Source organism: Variovorax sp. VNK109, assembly GCF_049445855.1.
In the GTDB taxonomy this organism is placed as follows: Bacteria; Pseudomonadota; Gammaproteobacteria; order Burkholderiales; family Burkholderiaceae_C; genus JAGOCV01.
The window spans coordinates 117,228-138,876 of record NZ_JBMSDV010000005.1; the positions used below are offsets into that span (position 1 = coordinate 117,228).

Sequence of the window (21,649 nt, forward strand, 5' to 3'; positions counted from 1 at the left end):
TGCGGGGTCCCTTTATACGTGACGTCGATCATGACGCACGAGCCGTGCCAGACTGCCGGCCAGGTCCTGAAGCCGGCTGATGTTGTGGACGGCGAGCATGCGGTCTGCCTTGTCATGCAGGACGGCCGCGCCGCGCGCCACGGGCGCATAACCTTCGAAGCGCAGCAGCGGGTTCAGCCATAGCAGGCGACCGCAGTGGCGCTTGAGCCACGCGAGTTCGTGTTCGAGTTCCGCCGGCTCACCGGTGTCCAGCCCATCACTGATGAGCAGGACCAGCGTGCGGCGGCCGACAAGGCGGTGCGCATGATGCTGGCGCAGTTGCGCGAGCGCATTGCCCAGCCGCGTGCCGCCCGCAAAATCGGTGATCAGGCTGGACACATGCGTGAGCATCATGTCGCCGTCGCGGATGCGGAAGGCCTCGGTCAGGTCGGTGAGGCCGGTACCGAATGCGAAGACATCGCGCCGGCGGTTGGCGCGCGTGGCGGCATGCAGGAATGCGAGCAGCATGCGGGCGTAGCGTTCCATCGACCCCGAGACATCGACCAGCACCAGCAGTGGCAACGGCTCTTCGCGTCGCGTGCGGCGCGCCAGACGCCACGGCTCGCCCCCGCTGCGTGCGGCTTCATGCAGGACGCGCGGCCAGTGCACGGCGCGGCCACGTTGCCCCGCCCGCGTCCGGCGCGCGGGGAAGGTCGGCAGCGGCAAGGGCACTTCGCGCGCAAGCCGCTCCACCAGCAGGTACTCGCTGGCGGTGAGCTGGTTGAAGTCCGCGTTGCGAAGGCGTTGACCATCGCTGGCCGTCATCGCCGCATCGAACTCGACGGGCGTTTCCGCGGCTGCCGGCCCGGGGGAACCGAATTTCTTCTGCGGTGCGAGTGCCTCGCTCACACGCGGCCGCCGCTTCGAGGGCTCGGCCTTGCCTTGCGCCGTGGGCAGCATCTGCGACAGCAGTTTCTGCGCGACCTCGGGGTCACGGAAGTACGCATCGAAAAGCTCCCGGAACACGAAGCGGTCCTGTTCGCGGCTGATGAATACCGCTTCGAGTGCAGCGGAGAAGTCCGGCTTGCTTTGCACGCCCACCGTCAATGCGGCCTCATGCGCGAGGGCAATGCGCGCACTGTCGACCGGCACACCCGCGCGACGCAACGCACGCCCGAAGCCGGACAGGTTGTCGGCCAGCTTGCCGGAGCGCGCGTCGCCAAGCAGCATGGGTCACGCCTCCCCGGTCAGCAGTTGCGTGCTGAGTTCGTGCGTGAGAGCGGCCACGTCCTCGCGTTGCTTGAAAAGGATGCCCGCCGTGTCGGCGACGACCTCCGGGTCCAGCGCCAGCGTGTCGAGTGCGACCAGCGCCTTGGCCCACTCCACACTTTCCGCGATGCCGGGCGGGCGATGGAACGCGTTGCGGAACGGCTCGCTGCGCAGCTTGCCGACAAAACCCGCCACCTGATCAGCCAGCTGCGGCGCGGCTTCAGGCACCCGGGCCCGCACGATGGACAGTTCACGCTCGCGGTCCGGGTAGTCGAGCCAGTGGTAGAGACAGCGCCGCTTCACGGCGTCGTTGAGCTCACGCGTGCGGTTGCTGGTGAGGATGGTCACGGGCGCGTGCGTCGCGCGGATGGTGCCCAGCTCCGGAATGCTCACCTGGTATTCGCCGAGGTATTCGAGCAGGAAGGCTTCGAAGGGTTCGTCGGCACGGTCCACCTCGTCGATCAGCAATACCGCCCCCGGCTCGGGTGCCTGCAGGGCCTGCAGCAGCGGCCGGCGGATGAGATAGCGCGGCTGGTAGACCTCGCTCTCGACATGCCCGGCCTCCTGTCCGGTGCGTGCCGCCTCGGCCGCTTTCATGTGCAGCAGTTGCGCTGCGTAATTCCATTCGTAGAGCGCTTCGCGCTGCTCCAGCCCGTCGTAGCACTGCAGGCGCACGAGCTCACGTGACAGCGCCGCGGCGAGCGCCTTGGCAAGTTCGGTTTTGCCGACGCCCGGCTCGCCTTCGAGCAGCAGGGGGCGACCGAGTTTCAGCGCAAGGAACACGGCGGTGGCGAGCCGCCGGTCCGAGAGATAGCCCGCCAGCGCGAGGGCCTGCGTGACAGCATCGATCGAATTCATCCAGTCATCCGGCCAGCGCCTTCGCCACCGCGCGCTGCGTCTGCACGCTGATCAGATTTGCGCGGTACGCCGCCGAGGCGTGGATATCGGTGCTCAGATCGCCCGCGTCGATCTTCACCGAGGCGGCCGCCTCGGGCGTGAAACTCCTGTTCAGCGCATCCTCCAGCCCCTTGTGGCGGAATACGCCGTTGCCGCCGCCGGTGACCGCCACGCGAACGCCGCCATCGGTCTGCGCAACGAACACGCCGATCAGCGCAAAGCGTGAGGCCGGCTGCTTGAACTTCAGGTATGCCGCGCGCTTGGCCACAGGGAAACTGATCGCGGTGATGATCTCGCCCTCTTCCAGCGCCGTGGTGAACATCCCCTGGAAGAAATCGTCGGCGGCGATCTTGCGTTTGTCGGTGTGCACCGTCGCGCCCAGCGCCAGCACGGCGCTCGGGTAGCAGGCAGAAGGGTCGTTGTTGGCCACCGAGCCGCCGAGTGTGCCCATCGCGCGGACCTGCCGGTCACCGATATGGCTGGCCAGATCGGCCAGCGCGGGAATGGCCGATTTCACATCGGCGTTCGTCGCGACATCGGCATGCCGCGTCATGGCACCGATGACCAGCGAATTGCCCTCGCGCCGCACGCCTGCGAGCTCCTTCACGCCAGCCAGATCGACCAGCGTTTCCGGGCTGGACAGGCGCAGCTTCATCGAAGCGAGCAGCGTCTGCCCGCCGGCCAGCAGCTTGCCGCCGGCGCCCGCATGGCGCGCTGCGTCGGCGACGGTGGAAGCACGTTCGAAGGTGAATGCATACATGGTGTGTCTCCTTCAGGGTTCAGGCCTTGGCGACCTGGATGGCTTCCCACACGCGGCTGGGCGATGCGGGCATGTCGAAGTCCTTCACGCCCAGCGGACGCAGCGCGTCGAGCACGGCGTTGATCACCGCCGGCGGTGAGCCGATGGCGCCTGCTTCGCCGCAGCCCTTGGTGCCCAGCGGGTTGTGGCTGCAGGGTGTGCAGACGGTATCCAGCTTGAACTCGGGAAAGTCATCGGCGCGCGGCATGGCGTAGTCCATGAAGCTGCCGGTGAGCAACTGGCCGGTGTCGCGGTCGTACACGCAGTTCTCCAGCAACGCCTGTCCGATGCCCTGTACCAGCCCGCCGTGCACCTGGCCTTCGACGATCATCGGATTGATGATGGTGCCGAAATCGTCCACCGCCGTGAAGCGGTCCACGCGCACCACGCCGGTGGCAGGGTCCACTTCCACCTCGCAGATGTAGGTGCCTGCGGGGAAGGTGAAGTTGGTCGGGTCGTAGAACGCGGTTTCGTTCAGGCCCGGCTCCAGTTTGTCGAGCGGATAGTTGTGCGGCACATAGGCGGTGAGTGCGATCTGGCCGAACGGCACTTTCTTGTCGGTGCCTCGGACGGTGAACTCGCCATTGGCAAAGTCGATGTCGGCGTCGCTCGCTTCCAGCAGATGCGCCGCAATCTTCTTGGCCTTGGCCTCGATCTTGTCGAGCGCGCGCATGATGGCGGCGCCACCCACCGAGATGGAGCGCGAACCGTAGGTGCCCATGCCGAACGGCACGCGGCCCGTGTCGCCATGCACCACGTCCACCGCTTCGACCGCGATGCCGAGGCGGCTGGCCACCACCTGCGCGAACGTGGTCTCGTGGCCCTGGCCATGACTGTGCGATCCGGTGAACACCGTCACGCTGCCCGTCGGATGCACGCGCACCTCACCACATTCGAACAGGCCCGCCCGCGCGCCGAGCGCACCTGCAATGTTCGAGGGTGCGATGCCGCAGGCCTCGATGTAGCTCGAATAGCCGATGCCACGCTTCAGGCCTTTCGCTTCGGTCGCGGCCTTGCGTGTGTCGTAGCCTTTCACGTCGGCGAGATCTTTCGCCTTGTCCATGCACGCGTGGTAGTCGCCCACGTCGTACTGCAGCGCCACCGGTGTCTGGTACGGGAAGCTCGTGATGAAGTTGCGCTTGCGGATTTCGTCCTGCCCCAGGTTCATCTCCCAGGCGCAGCGCGTGACGAGGCGCTCGAGCAGGTAGGTCGCCTCGGGCCGGCCTGCGCCGCGGTACGCGTCCACCGGTGCGGTGTTGGTGAACCACGCATCCACTTCCACATACACCTGCGGCGTCGTGTACTGACCCGCAAGCAGCGTGGCGTAGAGGATGGTCGGCACCGCCGTCGAGAAGGTGGACAGGTAAGCGCCCAGGTTCGCGTCGGTGTGCACACGCAGCGCAAGGAACTTGCCGTCCTTGTCCATGGCCATCTCGGCGTGACTGATGTGGTCCCGCCCGTGCGCGTCCGACAGGAACGCTTCGCTGCGGTCGGCCGTCCACTTGATCGAACAGTTGAGCTTCTTCGCAGCCCAGGTCAGGCACACGTCTTCCGCGTACAGGTAGATCTTCGAGCCGAAGCCGCCGCCCACGTCGGGTGCGATCACGCGCACCTTGTGCTCGGGCAGGCCCATGACGAAGGCGGTCATCAGCAGCCGCTCGACGTGCGGGTTCTGGTTGGAGACATAGAGCGTGTACTCGTCACTCGCCCGGTTGTACGAGCCGATGGCCGCGCGCGGCTCCATCGCGTTCGGCACGAGGCGGTTGTTGTACAGGTCGAGCTTCGTCACATGCGCGGCCTTGGCGAACGCCGCATCCACCTGCGACTTGTCGCCGATGGCCCACTTGTAGCAGTGGTTGTCGGGCGCGGCGTCATGCAGTGCCGGGCCCTGCTTGCGCGCCGCGTCCGAGACGTGCACCACGGCGTCGAGCACGTGGTAGTCCACGTCCACCAGTTCGGCGGCGTTCTTCGCGTTCTCGAGCGTGTCGGCCACCACCATGGCCACGTGGTCGCCCACGTAGCGCACCTTGCCCTGCGCAAGGATCGGGTGCGGCGGCTCCTTCATCGGCGTGCCGTCAGTGCTGGTGATGAGCCAGCCGCAAGGCAACCCGTTGATCTTGTCGTTGGCCACGTCCTCGCCGGTGAAGACGGCCTTCACGCCCGGCGCCGCCCTGGCACGCGATGTGTCGATCTTGTGGATGGTCGCGTGCGCATGCGGCGAGCGCACGAACACGGCCACCTTCTGGTTGGCCAGGTTGATGTCGTCGGTGTAGTTGCCCGCGCCGGTGAGGAAGCGGTAGTCCTCCTTGCGGCGGACAGCCTCGCCGATGTGCGGCAGCTTGGAGAAGTCGGATGCGCCCATGTGCCTTCTCCTTCGTTCAGGCCGAAGCCATGGCGGTGCGGCCCTGCTGCACGGCCTTGACGATGTTCTGGTAACCGGTGCAGCGGCAGATGTTGCCTTCGAGCAGTTCGCGGATCTCGCCCTCGCCCGCCTTGGGATGGCGCTGGCAGAGGTCCACCGCGCTGATCACCATGCCGGGCGTGCAGAACCCGCATTGCAGGCCGTGGCACTCCTTGAACGCCGCCTGCATCGGGTGCATGGTGCCGTCGGCCGAAGCGAGCCCTTCGATGGTGGTGATCTCGGCGCCGTCGTGCTGCACGGCCAGCGTATTGCACGATTTGATGGCACGCCCGTTCAGCATGACGGTGCATGCGCCGCATTGCGCGGTGTCGCAGCCGACGTGCGTGCCGGTGAGCTGCAGGTGCTCCCGTATCGCGTGAACCAGGAGCGTGTTGGGGGGAACGTCAACGCTCGCGCCCTGGCCATTGACCTTGAACTGGACCTTCATGGTTTGTCTCCGATCGTGGGTTTGTATTGAGGTCTGTCGCCGATTCATTGTTGAAGCCGACCTGACGACCCCGGTTAGCAAAAACCCTAGAGGCTTGCGGCAAAACCGGGAAATTCTCAAAATGGAACAACTCGCCATGAATGCCGCACCGCAACAAGTCGCCGCCGACCGCCTCGCCCTGATCGAGCAGGCCCGTCACGCCGTCCTGCAGGACGGCGCCAGCACCGACACGCGCGTTGCGCCGTGGATCGCGCAGTCGTGGCAACGCTGCCTCGCGAGCGGCCAGACGCCTTCGCAGGAAGTTGCTTTCGACGTCGTGTCCGCACAGGCGATGCGCCACACGAGTGAAGCGAACCGGCCGCTGGTGGAAGCTGCGAGGCCAGTGCTCGAGCGCCTGGCGCACGCCATTGCCAACACCCGTTACTTCGCCATCCTCACCGACGCCCATGGCACGGTGGTGGACACGCATGGCGTCATCGACCGCAACGACCGTCGTGCCAGCATGATCGCGCGCGTCGGCGTCGATCTGTCCGAGCGCTCCGTCGGCACGACTGCCATCAGCGCCGCGCTCAGCGAGCGCATGCCGGTGTGGTTGCATCGTGGCGAACATTTCTTCCAGGACACCAGCATCTACAGTTGCGCGGGCGCGCCGCTCATGGGCCCCGACGGCCAGTGCGCCGGCATGCTCGACCTCACGGGCATCGAAGTACCCGAGCGCCCCGAACTCAAGCACCTGGTCACGCAATCCGCCCGCAGCATCGAGAACGCGCTCGTGCTCGGCCAGCCGCATGCGGTCCTGCTGCGCCTGAACTGGCCCGGCCGGGACATGGGCGGCGAGTCGGACGGCCTGCTCGCACTCGACGAGGATGGCTTCGTCACCGGGAGCAACCCGGTCGCGCGGCAGATGCTGCCGCAGCCCGTCCTCATGCAGGCGGGGCGCCTGCATTGCAGCGATCTCTTCGCGATGCCGTGGGAACTCCTCTTCGACGCGGCGCGGCGTGCGCAGGTCGGTACCGAAGCCGCGCCGCAGGACGTGCCGCTGTGGTCAGGCCTGCGTCTTCAGGCGCTGGCGCTGCCCCGCGACGACAAGCACGGCATGCATGGACCAACACGGAAGGCCGTGCCGCTGCGTGACGCGGAACACGCATGGATCCGCAAGGCCGTGGACGACGCCCGTGGCAACGTGGCCGAAGCCGCCCGCGTGCTGGGCATCAGCCGCGCGACGGTGTACCGCAAGCTGGGGCAGAAGCCGCGGTCATAGGCGCAGGCGCGGCCTCCGCTTGTTGTTCTGTGCCGCTATTCTGCCAATGCGATGACGACGGCCGATGCCTCCACGCGCAACGCGACACGGCTGCCGGTTCGCAGACCCGAGCCCGGCGGCGCGAAGCCGACGAGCTGCAGGCCACCACCGATCGACACCGCCACTTCGTCGCCCGTTTCGCCGCGTGACACGCGTGAAGCGCGACCTTCGAGCTGCGTTGCAGTGTTCGATGCCACGTCGGGTGCTTCGGTACGTGTGATCGAAACGGCCGTGGCCTTGCACAGCGCGAGCACCTGCAGCCCCTCCACGAGTCCCAGCAGTTCTGCGCTCTCACGTGTGATGCTCGACAACAGCGCATCGCCTTCCGGCAGCCGCAAGATCACACGCACGATCTGCCCCTGCCCTTCGATGGATGCAACGGTGCACGGCAACTGGTTGCGCATGCTGGTACGGATGGCCAGGCGCGAAAGCGTGCGAGGAGAAGAGTCCGGCGCATTGCCCGACTGGAGCCGTGCCAGGACCTGCGCACGCGCACGGTCGAGTTCGTCTGCCGCAGCGAGCAGTTGCCGCCCTGCTTCGGTCACCTGCGCACCTCCGCCGCCAGTGCCACCCACCACACGCTCCACCAGTGGCACACCGGCCAGGTTGGTCAGCGTGTCGATGGCCTGCCACGCGGCCTTGTAGCTCACGCCGGCATCACGCCCGGCCTGCGAGATGGAACCGCTGCGCGCGATGAGGCGCAGGATGTCGATGCGCTTGTCCGCTGAGGGTTGCCCCAAGGCGGAGGTGTAGGCAGGGCGCGGGTCAGCGGGGCGCAGTGGCTTGGGCATGCAGCGCATTGTCGCGCAGCATGCGCCTGAGCCAGAAGCCGGCGCTCAGGCACGCGCGGGCAGCACCGTTCCCGCGCAATCACCAAACCCGATGCGCGCGGCACCCGGCTTCTCGCACCAGCCGCGCAGTACGACAGTGTCGCCATCTTCGAGGTAGGTGCGCGTCTCGCCGCCCGGCAGCGAAATCGGGTTCTTGCCGCCGGTGGTGAGTTCGATCAGTGCACCGGCCTGGTCCAGCGTGGGGCCGGAGAGCGTGCCGCTGCCGAACAGGTCGCCGGGCTGCAGGTTGCAGCCGTTCACGGTGTGGTGCGTCACCATCTGCGCCACCGTCCAGTAGGCGTGGCGGTAGCTGGTCTGCACGATGGCGTGCGGCGCGGTGCCGGCTTTCGCGGCATTGGCGGTCTGCAGCAGCACCTGCAGCTGGATGTCGAACGCACCCTGCGCACGGTTGGCAGGCGAATCGAGGTACGGCAGCGGTTGCGGGTCGCCCTCGGGCCGCTCGAACGCGACGCGATAAGGCGCAAGCGCTTCCAGCGTCACGATCCACGGCGAGATGGTGGTCGCGAAATTCTTGGCAAGGAACGGGCCGAGGGGCTGGTACTCCCATGCCTGCAGGTCACGTGCCGACCAGTCGTTGAGCAGGCAGATGCCGAAGACGTGGTCTTCCGCTTCCGTCATGCGGATCGGGTCGCCCAGCGCATTGCCGCTGCCGATGAAGATGCCGAGTTCGAGTTCGATGTCCAGCCTGGCACTCGGTTTGACCACGGGCGCTTCGGCGCCGGGCGCCATCACTTGCCCCACCGGCCGGGCGAACTTCTGTCCCGACACGGCAATGCTCGACGCACGGCCGTGATAGCCGATCGGCACCCACTTGTAGTTGGGCAGCAGCGGGTTGTCCGGACGGAACTGGCGGCCGATGTTGGTGGCGTGGTGCACCGAGGTGTAGAAGTCGGTGTAGTCGCCGATGCGCGCGGGCGTGGTGTATTCGACGTCGGCCTGCGGAACGAGGCACGCAGCGAGCGGAGCCTGCTCCGCCGCGCCTTCGCGCAACGCACGGGAGAGCGCCGTCCGCAACGCACTCCAGTGCTTCGTGCCCAGTGCCATCAACGCGTTCAAGCTCTCCCTGCCGCCGGCACTTGCAGCCACGGCGGCGGGAGATCCCGCTGCACCGAGAACGCCCGCTTCACCTGCAGCCCCAAGGTCGAGCACCTGGTCACCGATGGCAACGCCACCACGGAAGGCTTCGGCACTGCCCTTGCGACGGAAGACGGCAAAGGGCAGGTTCTGGATCGGGAAGTCGGCGCCGGCGAGGTTGGCGGATGCGACCCAGCTCTTCAGCGCGGGATCATGGGTTTCGTTCAGCAGTGGGCTCATGGTGTCTCGGAAGTTCAGGCGTGTTCGGCGGCCAGGCTGCCATCATGCATCCAGGCGGCATGGTTGGGTGCGCGGCGGGTTTCTGCCCATTCATTGAGCATGTCCCACTTCACGTCGTCGAGCATCTTCATCATCTTCGGCGTGGCCGTGTCGGCCGCGAGTTCGAGGCGGTGACCATTCGGGTCGAAGAAGTAGATCGACTTGAAGATGGTGTGATCGGTCGGGCCCAGCACCTCGACGCCTGCGGCTTCGAGGCTGGCCTTGGCCTTGAGCAGCGCGTCCATGGACTCGACCTTCAGTGCCAGATGCTGCACCCAGGCCGGGGTGTTGCGGTCGCGGTCCATCGGCGGCTGGCTGGGCAGCTCGAAAAACGCGAGCACATTGCCGTTGCCGGCGTCCAGGAAGACATGCATGTAGGGGTCGGGTGCCTTGGTGGAAGGCACTTCGTTCTCGGCGATGGCGAGCACGAATTTCATGCCCAGGTGCTTTTCGTACCACTCGACGGTTTTCTTCGCATCGATGCAGCGGTAGGCGACGTGATGGACGCTTTTGACGAGCATGGAGTTCTCCGGTGTGTATTGCGTGTCTGGAAGTATTCAGAGGTCGCGCGCGGCACTCTCGAGATGACGCAGGAAAGCCTCTTCGCCAGTGTCGCGCGCATGGAGCAGCGCGAGCTTGACGAGCATCAGCTCGGACTTCGATCCCGCCGCGTCGATGGCGGTGGCCAGCGCGTCGTAAACGGCTTCGAGTCCGCCGATGTCGAGCTTCGGCGTGGTGGGCGAGGTAGGGTCGATTGCGTTCATGGATGTCTTTCCCTGCCTTCAGACGGCGAGCAGACGGTCGAGCGTGGATTTCAGTCGCGCCGCATCGAGCACGAGCCAGCGGCCACAGGTGTGCTGGTCGGGCCGCAGCAGGTAGGCAGCGCCCGTCTCTTCCACGCCGTATGCCGCATGCACACGGCCCGTGGCATCCACGAGCGTCTGGTCAGTGCCGTCGGCGGACGGGTTCGCACCGACAGCGGTGACGCGCACGGGCAGCCCGCGCTTCTTCGCCGCGTCCACGACAGCGGTGATGTCTGCAGGAACAGCGTCACCGAAATACAGCAGGTCGAAGCCACCCCCCAGGTGATCGAGCAGATGGTTGCCTTCGCCCAGTTTGACGTTGCGCGGCGGCGCGCCATTGGCAAGGCCGGCCGTGAAGCGCAGGTTATCGTCGTCCGCCGCGTTGAGGGCGGAGTTCGTGTACTCGTGCGGTCGCGACGTACGCCAGTGGTACAGCGGCCGCACGAACTCCTCGGTGAGCGAGAGCGACAGCACCGCATCGCGCAGCAGCCGGAAGCCCCGCGACGGCGGCGTCATGAAGCGCGTGCTCTTGCCCGCTTCGTCGATGATCTCGCGCGCAGCGCCCACGCGTTCGCGGCTGAAGTTGCCCAGCAGCGCGCGCGAGGCCCTGCCGCTGGCGACGAGTCCCAGATGCCAGCCGAGGGACTGCGCGTCCTGGAACGCGGTGTTCGCGCCGCGCACGCCGAAGATCGGCAGCATGTGCGCCGCATCCCCGATGAAAAGCACGCGGCCATTCACGTAATCCGGCAACGTGAGCGTGCGCGCGGAATAGACAGAACTCCAGTCCATCTCCCACGGTTTGTCGCCATGGCCGATTTGCGCGAGCAGTGCGTTGATGCGCGTGGTGAGCGATCCGGTGGTCAGCGCCTGTTCGGGTGTTTCGCCAGCGGGCAACTGGTAGTCCACCCGCCAGATGCCGTGCGGCTCGCGATGCATCAGCACGGTGTTGCCGGGGTTCCACTCGGGGTCGAAAAACGCGAGGCGTTCGGTGGGTAGCGGCAGGTCGATGCGGATGTCGGCGATGACGAAGCGGCCTTCGTAGGACGCGCCTTCCATCTTCACGCCGAGCTGGCTGCGGATGCCCGAACGTGCGCCATCGGCGGCGACGAGCCAGCCGGCCTTGAGTGTGTACGGACCTTCGGGCGTGTCGATGTCGAGGCTCACCGCATCGGCGTCCTGGCTCACGTTCTGCACGCGGTTTCCCCAGCGCAGTTCGATGAGCGGATGGGCCAGCGCCGCATCGACGAGGTATTCCTCCAGATATTGCTGCTGGAGGTTGGTCATCGGAAAGAAGCGGTCGTCATCGCTGTGCGGCGCTTCCATGCGGAACACGCGCTGGCCGCGATAGAACGAATTGCCATGACGCCAGGGCAGGCCGCTTGCCACCACTCGGTGGGCCACGCCGACCTGCTGCAGGATTTCCATGGAGCGGCGTGTGAAGACAATGGCCCGGCTGCCTTCGGACACCTGGAGCTCGGACTCCAGCAGCACGCTGCGCACACCATGGCGTGCGAGTTCGAGCGCTGCCGTCAGGCCGGCCGGGCCCGTGCCGGCAATGACCACCTGCGCTTCCTGCACCTGCGGATGCGCAGAAGGAACCCAGGCCTCGAAGACCTTGTAGTCGTAGTAGATGGAACTGCGCGGCTCGCGCGTGGGCGTGTGCATGGGGCGTTCAGCCAATCATTCTTCTGGTGTGCCGCCTTCGTCAGCGGCGTGGGCGTTCAGCCGGTCGAGCAGGCGACTCAGCGTGGCCAGGTCTTCGTCGTCCAGACAGCCGAAGATTTCCTGATTGCGGCGCTCGACGAGGTCGATCACCTTCTGCCATGACTTGCGGCCGGACGCCGTGAGCGCAAGCACGACGCCACGGCCGTCCTCGGCATCGTTGTCCTTGCGCACCAGGCCCTGCTCCACCAGGTACTGGGCGGAACGGCTGGCCTGGCCCTTGGTGAGGTTGGCCGCGCGGGCCAGGTCGTTCACCGACAGCGGGCCGAAGGCACCGACGGCGGAAAGACAACGGCCGTCGCCGATGGACAGACCGGTTTCCTCGACGTAGGCACGCTGGCTCTCCAGATCGGTCACCTTGTGCAACAGGTGCAGCCGGTAGGTGAAGGTGCGATCCAGCGACACGCCGGTGAGCAGCCGGGGCATGGGATCAGTCGACCTTGATGCCGGCAGCCTTGATGACCTTGCCCCACTTCGCGCGCTCGGCAGCGGCGTAGTCGGCCATCTGCTTCGGGCTGCCCGGCGTGACTTCCAGGCCCATGGCCTGCAGGCGTGCCTTCACCTCGGTGTTGTCCAGCGCGGCAAGCAACGACTTGTTCAGCTTCTCCACCACATCCGCCGGCGTGCCGGCAGGCACGGCCACGCCTTGCCAGGCGAACGCTTCGAAGCCCTTGAGGCCCTGCTCGGCAAGCGTCGGGATGTCCTCGAAGTTCTTCACGCGCTGCGGGCTGGCAACGCCGATGGCGCGCAGCTTGCCGCTGCTGATGAACTGCTGCCCACTGGCGGTGTCGACGAACATGAACGGCACCTGGCCACCCACCACGTCCTGCACGGCAGGCGCCGCGCCGCGGTACGGCACGTGCACCAGGTTCAGCCTGGTCATCTCGCGGAACAGTTCGGAGGCGAGGTGGTGCGGGCTGCCCGAGCCAGGCGTGGCGTAGCTGGCACCCTGGCCTTGCGTCTTCGACCAGGCGGTGAACTCGGCGAGATTTTTCACCGGCAGGTTCGGGTTGACGACCAGGATCATCGGAAAGCGCACCGTCAGGCCGATGGGCGCGAGATCCTTTTCGGCGCTGTACGACAGCTTGCTGTAGAGGAACGGATTGGCCGCGAGCGTGGCGGTGTCGGCCGACATCAGCACATGACCGTCCGGCTTCGCCTTCGCGGTGTAGTCGGCGCCGATGTTGGTGGCAGCACCCGGCTTGTTGATGATCACGAGTTGCTGTCCAAGCGTGCCGCTCATCGGCTGGGCCAGCACGCGGGCCACGATGTCGGTGCCGCCACCGGCGGGGTATGGCACGACCCATTCGATCGGGCGATTGGGAAAGGTCTGTGCGGAAACGGTGGTGGCAACTGCAGACGCGAGAAGAACAGCGGGCAGCAATTTGCGCGCCACTTGGCTGAATCGGGACATGAGGGGCTTATCTCCAGGATGAAACGCAGACCTTGATGCAGGTCAGTGCGGCAGAGTCTAGACCAGATGGTTGCGCGCGCAACTAGGTGTCTACCCTGATGGTTGCGCGCGCAACTTTTTGCCCGCGAACAGATCGAGGTCTTCTGACGCCGGTTTGCAGCGGTGCTAGACTCCGCCCGTTATTCATCAAGGTAATAGCGGAGCTGCAATGCGTTCCACCCCCTTCCCGTCCCTGTCTTCCCCCCTGTTTTCCCTCCTGTCCGCCGCCTTCGGTGCCTTCTTCTTCGCCGGTGCTGCGGCGGCCGACACCGTGCAGGTCGCCGTGGCGGCCAACTTCACCGCCCCGATGAAGGCCATCGCCGAAACCTTCGAGAAGGAAACCGGTCACAAGGCCGAGCTGTCCTTCGGGGCCACCGGCAAGTTCTACGCGCAGATCAAGAGCGGCGCGCCATTCGAGGTGTTCCTGGCTGCCGACGACGAAACCCCCGCCCGACTCGACAGGGAAGGCGACGCGGTCGCGGGCTCGCGCTTCACCTACGCCACCGGCAAGCTGGTGCTGTGGTCCGCCCGGCCCGACGTGGTGGACGCGAACGGCGACGTGTTGAAGAAGAACGCGTTCCGCAACATCGCCATCGCCGCGCCCAGGCTCGCGCCCTACGGCGCTGCCGCGGTCGAGGCGCTGACGAAGCTGAATCTGCTGGACGCCGTGTCACCCAAGTTCGTCACCGGCGAGAGCATCGGCCAGACCTTCACCTTCATCTCCACCGGCAACGCCGAACTCGGCTTCGTCGCGCTGTCGCAGGTCTACGACAACGGCAAGATCAAGAGCGGTTCGGGCTGGATCGTGCCGGCCAACCTGCACAACCCCATCCGCCAGGACGCGGTGCTGCTCAGCAAGGGCAAGGACAACAAGGCCGCCATCGCGCTCATGCAATACCTCAGGACCGACAAGATCAAGACCGTGATCCGCTCCTACGGTTACGACCTCTGATCTGACCATGCCCGGTGCCGACGCAGCCCTGAGTGCCATCGTCCTCACGCTCAAGCTGGCGGGTTTGACGACGCTCATCCTGCTGCTTGTCGGCACGCCGCTGGCCTGGTGGTTGTCGCGCACACGTTCATGGCTCAAGGGGCCCGTGGGCGCGATGGTCGCCCTGCCCCTCGTGTTGCCGCCTTCGGTGCTGGGCTTCTACCTTCTGGTGAGCATGGGCCCGAACGGCCCCATCGGCCAGTTCACACAGTCCATCGGCATCGGCATCCTGCCCTTCAGCTTCGCGGGCCTCGTGGTCGGCTCGGTGCTGTATTCGATGCCCTTCGTCGTGCAGCCGATCCAGAACGCATTCGAGGCGATGGGTGACCGCCCGCTCGAAGCCGCGGCCACACTGCGCGCATCGAAGCTCGACACGTTTTTCAACGTGGCGTTGCCGCTCGCGCGCCCCGGCTACCTCACCGCCACGGTGATGGGTTTCGCGCACACCGTCGGTGAATTCGGCGTGGTGCTGATGATCGGCGGCAACATCCCCGGGACAACGCGCACGGTTTCCGTGCAGATCTACGACCACGTGGAAGCCATCGAGTACGCGCAGGCGCACTGGCTGGCCGGCGGCATGGTGGCGTTCTCGTTCGTGGTGCTGCTCTCGCTGTACCTGCTCAATCCCACGGGGCAACGGCGGGGGACGCGATGAGCGCATCTCCATCGCACACGTCCGGCCGGATCGATGCGCGCTTCCGCATCGAGCGCGAGGCCTTCACGCTCGACGTCGCGCTCGACCTGCCGGGCAGCGGCATCAGCGCGCTGTTCGGCCCGTCGGGCTGCGGCAAGACGACGACGCTACGTGCACTGGCTGGTCTCGAGCGCACACCGGCCGGGCATCTGCACATGAAGGGCGAGGTCTGGCAGGACGCGGCGACCTTCGTCCCGACGCATCGACGCCCCTTGGGCTACGTGTTCCAGGAAGCGAGCCTGTTCGACCATCTCGATGTGCGCGGCAATGTGGAGTTCGGCATGAAGCGCGTGCCGGCGGCCGGGCGTCGCGTGCCACTGGAACAGGCCGTCGAACTGCTGGGCATCCCGCACCTGATGGACCGCAAGCCGCAGACCTTGTCCGGCGGCGAACGCCAGCGCGTGGGCATCGCGCGCGCACTCGCCACGAGCCCGCGCCTGCTGCTGCTGGACGAACCGCTTTCGGCGCTGGATGCACAGCGCAAGGCCGAGGTTCTGCCGTACCTGGAGAAGCTGCACGCGGAACTCGACATTCCGATGGTCTATGTGAGTCATGCGCTCGATGAGGTCGCGCGTCTTGCGGATCATCTGGTGCTGATGGATGCGGGCCGCGTCGTCGCGAGCGGGGACACGCAGGCCATGCTCACACGGCTGGACCTGCCGCTCGCGCACGGCGACACGGCCAGCGCCATCGTCGAGGGGCGCGTCATGGCGCATGACGCAGCGGATCACCTCACGCAGGTCGGCTTCGCAGGCGGGAGCCTGCTGCTCACGAGCACCACGGCCCGTGCGACGGGCGACGCGGTGCGCCTGCGCATCCAGGCGCGCGACGTGAGCCTCACGCTGCAGCCGCAACAGGACACGAGCATCCTGAACATCCTGCCTGCAACGGTGGCGGGTGTCGAAGACGACAGCCCGGGCCAGCGCATGGTGGCGCTGGATGTGTCGGGCGTGCGGATCCTCGCGCGTGTGACGCAGCGGTCGGCGCAAACGCTGGCCCTCGCGCCGGGCCAGCGTGTGTTCGCGCAGATCAAGGGCGTCGCGGTCCTGGGTTGAGGTCCGGCCAACCGCAGGCCTCGGGCTTACTTGCCCGCGTTCGGGAAGAACAACTGCTCGCCGCCGATCTTGTACGCGGCGATGGTCGACTGCCCGGCCGGCGACACGATCCAGTCCACGAACTTCTGCGCTTCGGCCGCCTTCAGGTGCGGGAATTTCGCGGGGCTCACCACCATCACGCCATACTGGTTGAACAGGCGCTTGTCACCTTCCACCAGCACCACCAGGTCGCCACGGTTCTTGAAGCTCAGCCAGGTGCCGCGGTCGGCCAGCACATAGCCGTTGGATGACGAACCGATGTTGAGCGCCGGGCCCATGCCACAACCGCATTCCTTGTAGCCCGTGCCCTTGGCGCTGGCCAGGCCCGCCTGGTTCCAGTAGCGCAGTTCCGCCGCATGCGTGCCGCTTTTGTCGCCGCGCGAAATGAACGGCGCGTTGGCGGCCGAGACCTTCTTGAGCGCTTCCACGATGTCGTTGCCCCTGGTCTTCGCCGGATCGTCCTTGGGGCCGACGAGCACGAAGTCGTTGTACATCACCGGAAGGCGCCTGGCTGCGAAGCCGTCGGCAACGAACTTCTCCTCGGCCACCGTGTCGTGCACGAACAGCACATCGGCGTCTCCGCGTCTGGCCATGTCGATGGCCTGGCCGGTGCCCACGGCCACGACCTTGATGTCGATGCCACTGGCCTTCTTGAACTCGGGCAGCAGATGGCCGAAGAGGCCCGATTGCTCCGTGGACGTGGTGGATGCCATCGTGATGGCCTGCGCACTGGCGGCAGAGGCCATGCCGAACAGCGGCACAACGAATGCGGCGGCTAGCAGCGCGCGGCGAAGGCGGGAAGATGCATGGACGTTCATATGAGTTCTCCTTTGACAAACAAGCGGGCTTCTTCGGGCAGCGGCCCGTTGAAGAATTCGTGCACCGGCAGGTCGGCCACCAGCCGGCCCTGCTCGAGATAGATCACGCGGCTGGCCAGGCGCTTCACCTGGCCCAGGTTGTGGCTGCTGAAGACGAGCGTCATGCCATCGCGCGCCGCGAATTCGGCGACCAGTGCTTCCACATCGCGCTTGGCGGTCGGGTCGAGGCTGGCCGTGGGTTCGTCCAGCAGCAGCACGTCGGGCTGCAAGGCCCACGCACGGGCCAGCGCCAGCCGCTGCTGCTGGCCGCCCGAGAGCGTGCGTGCATTGCGCGTGGCCAGCTCCTGCATGCCGGTGCGCGCGAGTGCCGCATGCGCCCGCGCTTTCGCGTCGCTCCAGCCCATGCCGCCCAGCCAGAGTCCGAGCGCCACGTTGGTGTGCACGCTCATGCGCATCATGTGCGGCCGCTGGAACAGCATGGCCTGGCGCGCCGACGCACTGCGTGTCACCGCGCCGCCGCTGGTCGTGACGAGGCCGTGCATCACACGCAGCAGCGTGCTCTTGCCGCTGCCGTTGGCGCCGATCAGCGCGACACGTTCGCCCGCTGCCACGGTGAGCGATACGTCGTGAAGTGCGCGCACGGCGCCATAGCGCACATCCACATGGCGCAAGCCGACGACCGGTGGCGATGTGGTCGCCACGCCCCGTGCCTCGCCTGCCGGCAGGACATCCGTCCTCATGCGGTGATGCCTCGCGTGGCATGCGGCAGATCGGCGGCGCCGCCATCCACGCGTTCGCGCCAGCGGCGCACGACCGAAATCAGCGCGTTGAGCACCAGCACCACGAGCAGCAGCACGATGCCCAGCGCCACCGCCAGCGGCAGGTCGCCCTTGCTCGTCTCCAGCGCGATGGCCGTCGTCATGACGCGCGTGAAGCCGTCGATGTTGCCGCCCACCACCATCACCGCGCCCACTTCCGACACCGCACGGCCAAAAGCAGCGATCAGCACCGTGAGCAAGGCATAGCGCTCATCGGCCACCAGCAGCAGGCTGCGCCGCAGCGTCCCCGCGCCGAGCGAGCGCAGTTGCTCGCCGTGGGCACGGTCTGCGTCTTCCACCACCTGGCGGGTCAGCGCGGTCACCATCGGCAGCACCAGCACCGTCTGTGCCAGCACCATGGCCTTGAACGAAAACAGCCAGCCCAGGAAACCCAGCGGGCCCGAGCGCGACAGCAGCAGGTAGATCACAAGGCCCACCACCACCGAGGGCAATGCGAGAAAGGTGTTGAGCACGGTGAGCACCGCATCGCGTCCGGCAAAGCGCGCCGTGCCCAGCCATGCGCCGAGCACCAGACCGAACGTACAGGCGAGCACGCAGGCCGTGGCGCTCACCGACAGGGACCGCGCGACGATGGCCATCAGTGCAGGATCGACAGAGACGATCAGCTGCCAGGCCGTGCTCAGGGCATATGAAAAACCATTCATGGGGCGTCGCATCCTAACGGCAGGAGCAACAACCCTCCATCGGGGTTGGCGAGTTATGCAATCTCATGCATAGGTTCGCCGAGCCAGCCGTGCACCCGGAGATGCAGCTCTTTCAGGCACACTCCTGCGGTGCGCAAAGTCGAACTCTCCTACTCGCTGGCCGGGCAACGCAGCACCGGCGCGCTGATCCGCAATCCGCTGATGGACCTGCTCAACGCCGTGCGGGAGCAGGGCTCGATCTCCGGGGCGGCAAAGGCACTGGACCTGTCCTACCGCCATGTATGGGGTGAGCTCAAGCGCTGGGAACAGGAGCTCGGCCACTCGCTCATCGTCTGGGACAAGGGGCAGCCCGCGCGTCTGTCCGAGTTCGGCGACAAGCTGCTGTGGGCCGAGCGGCAGGCGCAGGCCCGTCTTGCGCCGCAGATCGAGGCATTGCACGCCGACCTGGAACGCGCCTTCGCCGTTGCCTTCGACGACGCGGCCCACGTCCTGACCTTCTACGCCAGCCATGACGATGCGCTGGTCGCGTTGCGCGAGCATGCGTCCGCGCATGCACGGCTGCACCTGGACATCCGCTTCACCGGCAGTGTGGACGCGATCCAGGCGCTCAACGAAGGGCGCTGCGTGATGGCGGGCTTCCACACACTCGAGCAGCCCGCCACCGGCACGCTCGCGCAGCAGATCTACCAGCCGCTGCTCAAGCCCGGGCTGCACAAGATCATCGGCTTCGCGTTGCGCAGCCAGGGGCTGGTGGTCGCGCGAGGCAATCCCAAGCGCATCACCTCGCTGGACGACGTGATCTCGCGCAAGCTCCGCTACGTCAACCGGCCGCTGGGCACCGGCACGCGCGTGCTGCTTGAGGAAATGCTGGCGCAGTGCAAGCGCGACGGCAATGCGCTCAACGGCTACGAGCGCGCGGAGACATCGCACTCGGCCGTGGCGCAGGCCGTCGCCGCAGGCAGCGCGGACGCAGGCCTTGTCATCGAATCAGCTGCGCGCGCCGCGGGCCTGGACTTCGTTCCCCTGCTGCAGGAGCGCTATCACCTCGTCTGTCTGAAGTCGGCGCTGGAGCAACCGGCAACACGGGCCCTGCTCGACGTGCTGCGTACGCTTGCGTGGCAGCAGCAACTGGGCGCCCTGCCCGGCTACACCCCGATCCAGAGCGGCGAAGTGCTGTCGATGCGCCGCCTGCTGCCATGGTGGAGCTTCCGCCGCGAGAAGGCGCGAGCCACCGGGCCGGCGTGAGCGGCCTGCAGTTGCGACTCAGATGCTGCAGGTCCTGAACCCCGAGAAATGATCGTCCCGCCCGGGCAGCGCAAACCCTCGATGCCCCGGGTGCTTCATGCGGGCCCGCGTGGCGAACGATGCACCGCGCATCGCGCGGGCCTTGCCGAACCAGGGCACGGAATAGTCCACCCACGGACCAGCGACGAAACCGGGATAAGGACGGAACATGTTTGCCGTCCACTCGTGCACTTCGCCCCAGCGGAAACCACGCCCCGCGGCAGTGTGCGCCGCGATTTCCCACTCGATCTCCGTCGCCAGCCTGCGGCCCGCCCAGCGCGCCCAGGCATCGGCCTCCCACCAGCTCACGTGCGTGGCCGGCTGGTTGCCCGCTGCTCGCACGCGCTTGCCGAAGCGCAACTGCATGACTGCGCCGCTGGCCGTGCCGATCTCGTCCACGTGACGCGGGCCACGCCGGCCCTCCTGGGCGGCCACGCGTTCCAGCCATTGCCAGCCTTCGGGCGACCAGAGTTCCTCGCGGTCATAGCCGCTGTCGTCCACGAATTCCACGTACTGCGACCAGGTGACCGGCTGCGCATCGATCTCGAACTCGGGCACGGATTCCGCGTGCTGCGCGCCTTCGTTGTCGAACATGAAGCCGCCCTCGGGTGTGCCCATCTGCCAGCGCGTGGCCGGCACGAGCAGCGGCTCGCGCACCACGCCAGCCGGACCGGGTGGCACCTGCAGGGGAACACCGAGCGCCTGCGCCATCGCTACAAGTTGCTCGCCACGCCAGTCCTCATGGAAAAGCGCGAGCCGGAAGAAATAGAGGCCGTCGTCGGTCCCGGGCGCCTTGTCCAGCAGTTCGAGGGTGCCCTCCAGTGTTTCGCGCAACCAGGCGCGGGTGGCCGTGGCGTCCGGCAGGCCGGACGCAGCGCGACCGGATCCGCGTTGCTGCGATGCATCCCAGAACGGGTCGGCCATGGGCTCGATGGACGCCAGTCGCGTGGGTTGCGCGGGGCACGCCACGCCACGGCTGCGTTGGGTGTTGCGGCCGATCCAGTATTCGGCGAACCAGCCGATGTGCCCGGCCAGCCAGAGGGCGCCGGCGCAATCGCTGCCGGTTTGCTCGGGCACCGTTTCGGTGCCATCGATGCCGATCGCCTGCTCGAATGCCGCGAGCAGCCGCAAGGTGTGATTGCGCGCGTCCATCAGCGCCACCGAGAGCAGGTCGCCCCCGGCCCGGCGCATGCCGGGCGAGTCGATGCTCCGGGGTACCGCCAGCGGTGAAGTCATGCGGACATTATGCGGTGCCCCCGGGATTACACCGTCACCTTTCCGTCAGCTTCGATCCTATAGTCTCCCTCTAGAATCCCGGCGCCAAGATCTACCGGCACGCCTGCGTAAAGCGGTCGTGCCGGTACGTTTATGGACTGGCCCAAACCTACTTGGAGACAAAACAATGAATGCGCTGCTCAAGCTCTCAAAGGGCATCGACTGGCTGAGCGCCCAGATCGGCAAGTACGTCATCTGGCTCATCCTGGCGTCGGTGGTCATCAGTGGCATCAATGCCCTGGTCCGCAAGATTTTCAACATGAGCTCCAACGCCTATCTCGAAGTGCAGTGGTACCTCTTCGCCGCGTCGTTCATGCTGGCGGCGGGTTACACCCTCCTCAATGGCGAACACGTCAAGATCGACGTGATCTCGGGACGCCTGTCCAAGCGCAAACAGATCTGGATCGACATCATCGGTTTCGCGCTGTTCCTCACGCCGATGTGCCTCGTGGTCCTGTACTACGGAATTCCGTATTTCCTGCAGGCCTGGCGTTCGGGTGAGGTGTCGTCGAACGCCGGTGGCCTGATCCGCTGGCCCGTGTACCTGATGATGCCGCTGGGCTTCACGCTGCTGATGCTGCAGGGCTTTTCGGAACTCATCAAGCGCATCGCATTCCTGCGCGGCCTGATCGAGGATCCGACGACCAAGAAGATCGAGAAGACGGCGGAGGAGGAACTGGCGGAGTCCATCCGCAACCTCACGCAATCCAAGGCCGCCAGGGCCGAATAAGAAGA

The 21,649-nt window shown here is 66.5% G+C and carries 22 protein-coding genes; 6 read left to right on the forward strand and 16 right to left on the reverse strand.

Annotated elements, in window-relative coordinates; translation table 11 throughout:
* Window positions 1-12 precede the first annotated feature (12 nt).
* From ACO2Q9_RS16955 to ACO2Q9_RS16975, 5 genes are read right to left on the reverse strand one after another with little or no spacing between them, the layout of a single operon-like run.
* Window positions 13-1,209 (reverse strand): vWA domain-containing protein, encoded by a 1,197-nt coding sequence (locus ACO2Q9_RS16955; RefSeq protein WP_423312960.1) that lies wholly within the window; start codon window positions 1,207-1,209, stop codon window positions 13-15.
* A gap of 3 nt (window positions 1,210-1,212) precedes the next feature.
* A complete protein-coding gene (locus ACO2Q9_RS16960) occupies window positions 1,213-2,106 on the reverse strand; it encodes an AAA family ATPase (RefSeq protein ID WP_423312961.1) in 894 nt (297 codons plus the stop codon).
* Window positions 2,107-2,110: 4 nt separating this feature from the next.
* Window positions 2,111-2,905, reverse strand: a complete 795-nt coding sequence (locus ACO2Q9_RS16965; protein WP_423312962.1) for an FAD binding domain-containing protein — start codon at window positions 2,903-2,905, stop codon at window positions 2,111-2,113.
* Between the two features lie 19 nt (window positions 2,906-2,924).
* On the reverse strand, window positions 2,925-5,306 hold the full coding sequence (locus ACO2Q9_RS16970; RefSeq protein ID WP_423312963.1) for a xanthine dehydrogenase family protein molybdopterin-binding subunit: 2,382 nt from the start codon (window positions 5,304-5,306) through the stop codon (window positions 2,925-2,927).
* Between the two features lie 16 nt (window positions 5,307-5,322).
* Window positions 5,323-5,793: a (2Fe-2S)-binding protein gene (locus ACO2Q9_RS16975; RefSeq protein ID WP_423312964.1), complete on the reverse strand. Its 471-nt coding sequence runs from the start codon at window positions 5,791-5,793 to the stop codon at window positions 5,323-5,325.
* A 121-nt stretch (window positions 5,794-5,914) separates the two neighbouring features.
* On the opposite strand from ACO2Q9_RS16975, the gene ACO2Q9_RS16980 reads away from it, so the two are divergent.
* Entirely contained in the window at window positions 5,915-7,054 is a 1,140-nt protein-coding gene (locus ACO2Q9_RS16980) for a sigma-54-dependent Fis family transcriptional regulator (RefSeq protein WP_423312965.1), read from the forward strand.
* Window positions 7,055-7,089: 35 nt separating this feature from the next.
* Here ACO2Q9_RS16980 and ACO2Q9_RS16985 read toward each other — a convergent pair whose 3' ends face one another.
* The 7 genes from ACO2Q9_RS16985 to ACO2Q9_RS17015 are packed head-to-tail and all read right to left on the reverse strand — an operon-like array spanning window position 7,090 to window position 13,236.
* On the reverse strand, window positions 7,090-7,884 hold the full coding sequence (locus tag ACO2Q9_RS16985; protein WP_423312966.1) for a TOBE domain-containing protein: 795 nt from the start codon (window positions 7,882-7,884) through the stop codon (window positions 7,090-7,092).
* A gap of 45 nt (window positions 7,885-7,929) precedes the next feature.
* Window positions 7,930-9,258, reverse strand: a complete 1,329-nt coding sequence (gene fahA / locus ACO2Q9_RS16990; protein ID WP_423312967.1) for a fumarylacetoacetase — start codon at window positions 9,256-9,258, stop codon at window positions 7,930-7,932.
* Between the two features lie 14 nt (window positions 9,259-9,272).
* Window positions 9,273-9,818 (reverse strand): VOC family protein, encoded by a 546-nt coding sequence (locus ACO2Q9_RS16995; RefSeq protein WP_423312968.1) that lies wholly within the window; start codon window positions 9,816-9,818, stop codon window positions 9,273-9,275.
* Window positions 9,819-9,854: 36 nt separating this feature from the next.
* Window positions 9,855-10,061, reverse strand: coding sequence for a DUF2783 domain-containing protein (locus ACO2Q9_RS17000; RefSeq protein WP_423312969.1), 207 nt, complete (start codon window positions 10,059-10,061; stop codon window positions 9,855-9,857).
* Between the two features lie 18 nt (window positions 10,062-10,079).
* Complete coding sequence (locus ACO2Q9_RS17005; RefSeq protein WP_423313251.1) at window positions 10,080-11,765, reverse strand: FAD-dependent monooxygenase; 1,686 nt, start codon at window positions 11,763-11,765, stop codon at window positions 10,080-10,082.
* Between the two features lie 15 nt (window positions 11,766-11,780).
* Entirely contained in the window at window positions 11,781-12,248 is a 468-nt protein-coding gene (locus ACO2Q9_RS17010) for a MarR family winged helix-turn-helix transcriptional regulator (protein ID WP_423312970.1), read from the reverse strand.
* Between the two features lie 4 nt (window positions 12,249-12,252).
* Complete coding sequence (locus tag ACO2Q9_RS17015) at window positions 12,253-13,236, reverse strand: Bug family tripartite tricarboxylate transporter substrate binding protein (RefSeq protein ID WP_423312971.1); 984 nt, start codon at window positions 13,234-13,236, stop codon at window positions 12,253-12,255.
* A 208-nt stretch (window positions 13,237-13,444) separates the two neighbouring features.
* Between ACO2Q9_RS17015 and modA the strand changes: the two genes are divergently transcribed.
* The 3 genes from modA to modC are packed head-to-tail and all read left to right on the forward strand — an operon-like array spanning window position 13,445 to window position 16,015.
* A complete protein-coding gene (modA, locus tag ACO2Q9_RS17020) occupies window positions 13,445-14,227 on the forward strand; it encodes a molybdate ABC transporter substrate-binding protein (RefSeq protein WP_423312972.1) in 783 nt (260 codons plus the stop codon).
* A gap of 7 nt (window positions 14,228-14,234) precedes the next feature.
* Complete coding sequence (gene modB / locus ACO2Q9_RS17025) at window positions 14,235-14,921, forward strand: molybdate ABC transporter permease subunit (RefSeq protein WP_423312973.1); 687 nt, start codon at window positions 14,235-14,237, stop codon at window positions 14,919-14,921.
* On the forward strand, window positions 14,918-16,015 hold the full coding sequence (gene modC / locus ACO2Q9_RS17030; protein WP_423312974.1) for a molybdenum ABC transporter ATP-binding protein: 1,098 nt from the start codon (window positions 14,918-14,920) through the stop codon (window positions 16,013-16,015). Before modB ends, modC begins: the two co-directional genes overlap by 4 nt.
* 26 nt (window positions 16,016-16,041) lie before the next feature.
* Here modC and ACO2Q9_RS17035 read toward each other — a convergent pair whose 3' ends face one another.
* The 3 genes from ACO2Q9_RS17035 to ACO2Q9_RS17045 form a co-directional block, all read right to left on the reverse strand.
* On the reverse strand, window positions 16,042-16,800 hold the full coding sequence (locus ACO2Q9_RS17035) for an extracellular solute-binding protein (RefSeq protein WP_423313252.1): 759 nt from the start codon (window positions 16,798-16,800) through the stop codon (window positions 16,042-16,044).
* Between the two features lie 68 nt (window positions 16,801-16,868).
* The gene (locus ACO2Q9_RS17040) at window positions 16,869-17,612 is read right to left on the reverse strand and encodes a phosphate ABC transporter ATP-binding protein (protein WP_423312975.1); all 744 of its coding nucleotides are present in this window, start codon (window positions 17,610-17,612) and stop codon (window positions 16,869-16,871) included.
* Entirely contained in the window at window positions 17,609-18,355 is a 747-nt protein-coding gene (locus ACO2Q9_RS17045) for an ABC transporter permease (protein ID WP_423312976.1), read from the reverse strand. Before ACO2Q9_RS17045 ends, ACO2Q9_RS17040 begins: the two co-directional genes overlap by 4 nt.
* A gap of 129 nt (window positions 18,356-18,484) precedes the next feature.
* On the opposite strand from ACO2Q9_RS17045, the gene ACO2Q9_RS17050 reads away from it, so the two are divergent.
* Window positions 18,485-19,600 carry a substrate-binding domain-containing protein gene (locus ACO2Q9_RS17050; RefSeq protein ID WP_423312977.1) on the forward strand — a complete coding sequence of 372 codons (1,116 nt, stop codon included), beginning with the start codon at window positions 18,485-18,487 and terminating at the stop codon, window positions 19,598-19,600.
* 18 nt (window positions 19,601-19,618) lie between these two features.
* Here the strand turns inward: ACO2Q9_RS17050 and ACO2Q9_RS17055 are convergent, their stop codons facing one another.
* Window positions 19,619-20,875 carry an SUMF1/EgtB/PvdO family nonheme iron enzyme gene (locus tag ACO2Q9_RS17055; RefSeq protein ID WP_423312978.1) on the reverse strand — a complete coding sequence of 419 codons (1,257 nt, stop codon included), beginning with the start codon at window positions 20,873-20,875 and terminating at the stop codon, window positions 19,619-19,621.
* A 166-nt stretch (window positions 20,876-21,041) separates the two neighbouring features.
* On the opposite strand from ACO2Q9_RS17055, the gene ACO2Q9_RS17060 reads away from it, so the two are divergent.
* Window positions 21,042-21,644 carry a TRAP transporter small permease subunit gene (locus ACO2Q9_RS17060; protein WP_423312979.1) on the forward strand — a complete coding sequence of 201 codons (603 nt, stop codon included), beginning with the start codon at window positions 21,042-21,044 and terminating at the stop codon, window positions 21,642-21,644.
* Window positions 21,645-21,649 lie beyond the last annotated feature (5 nt).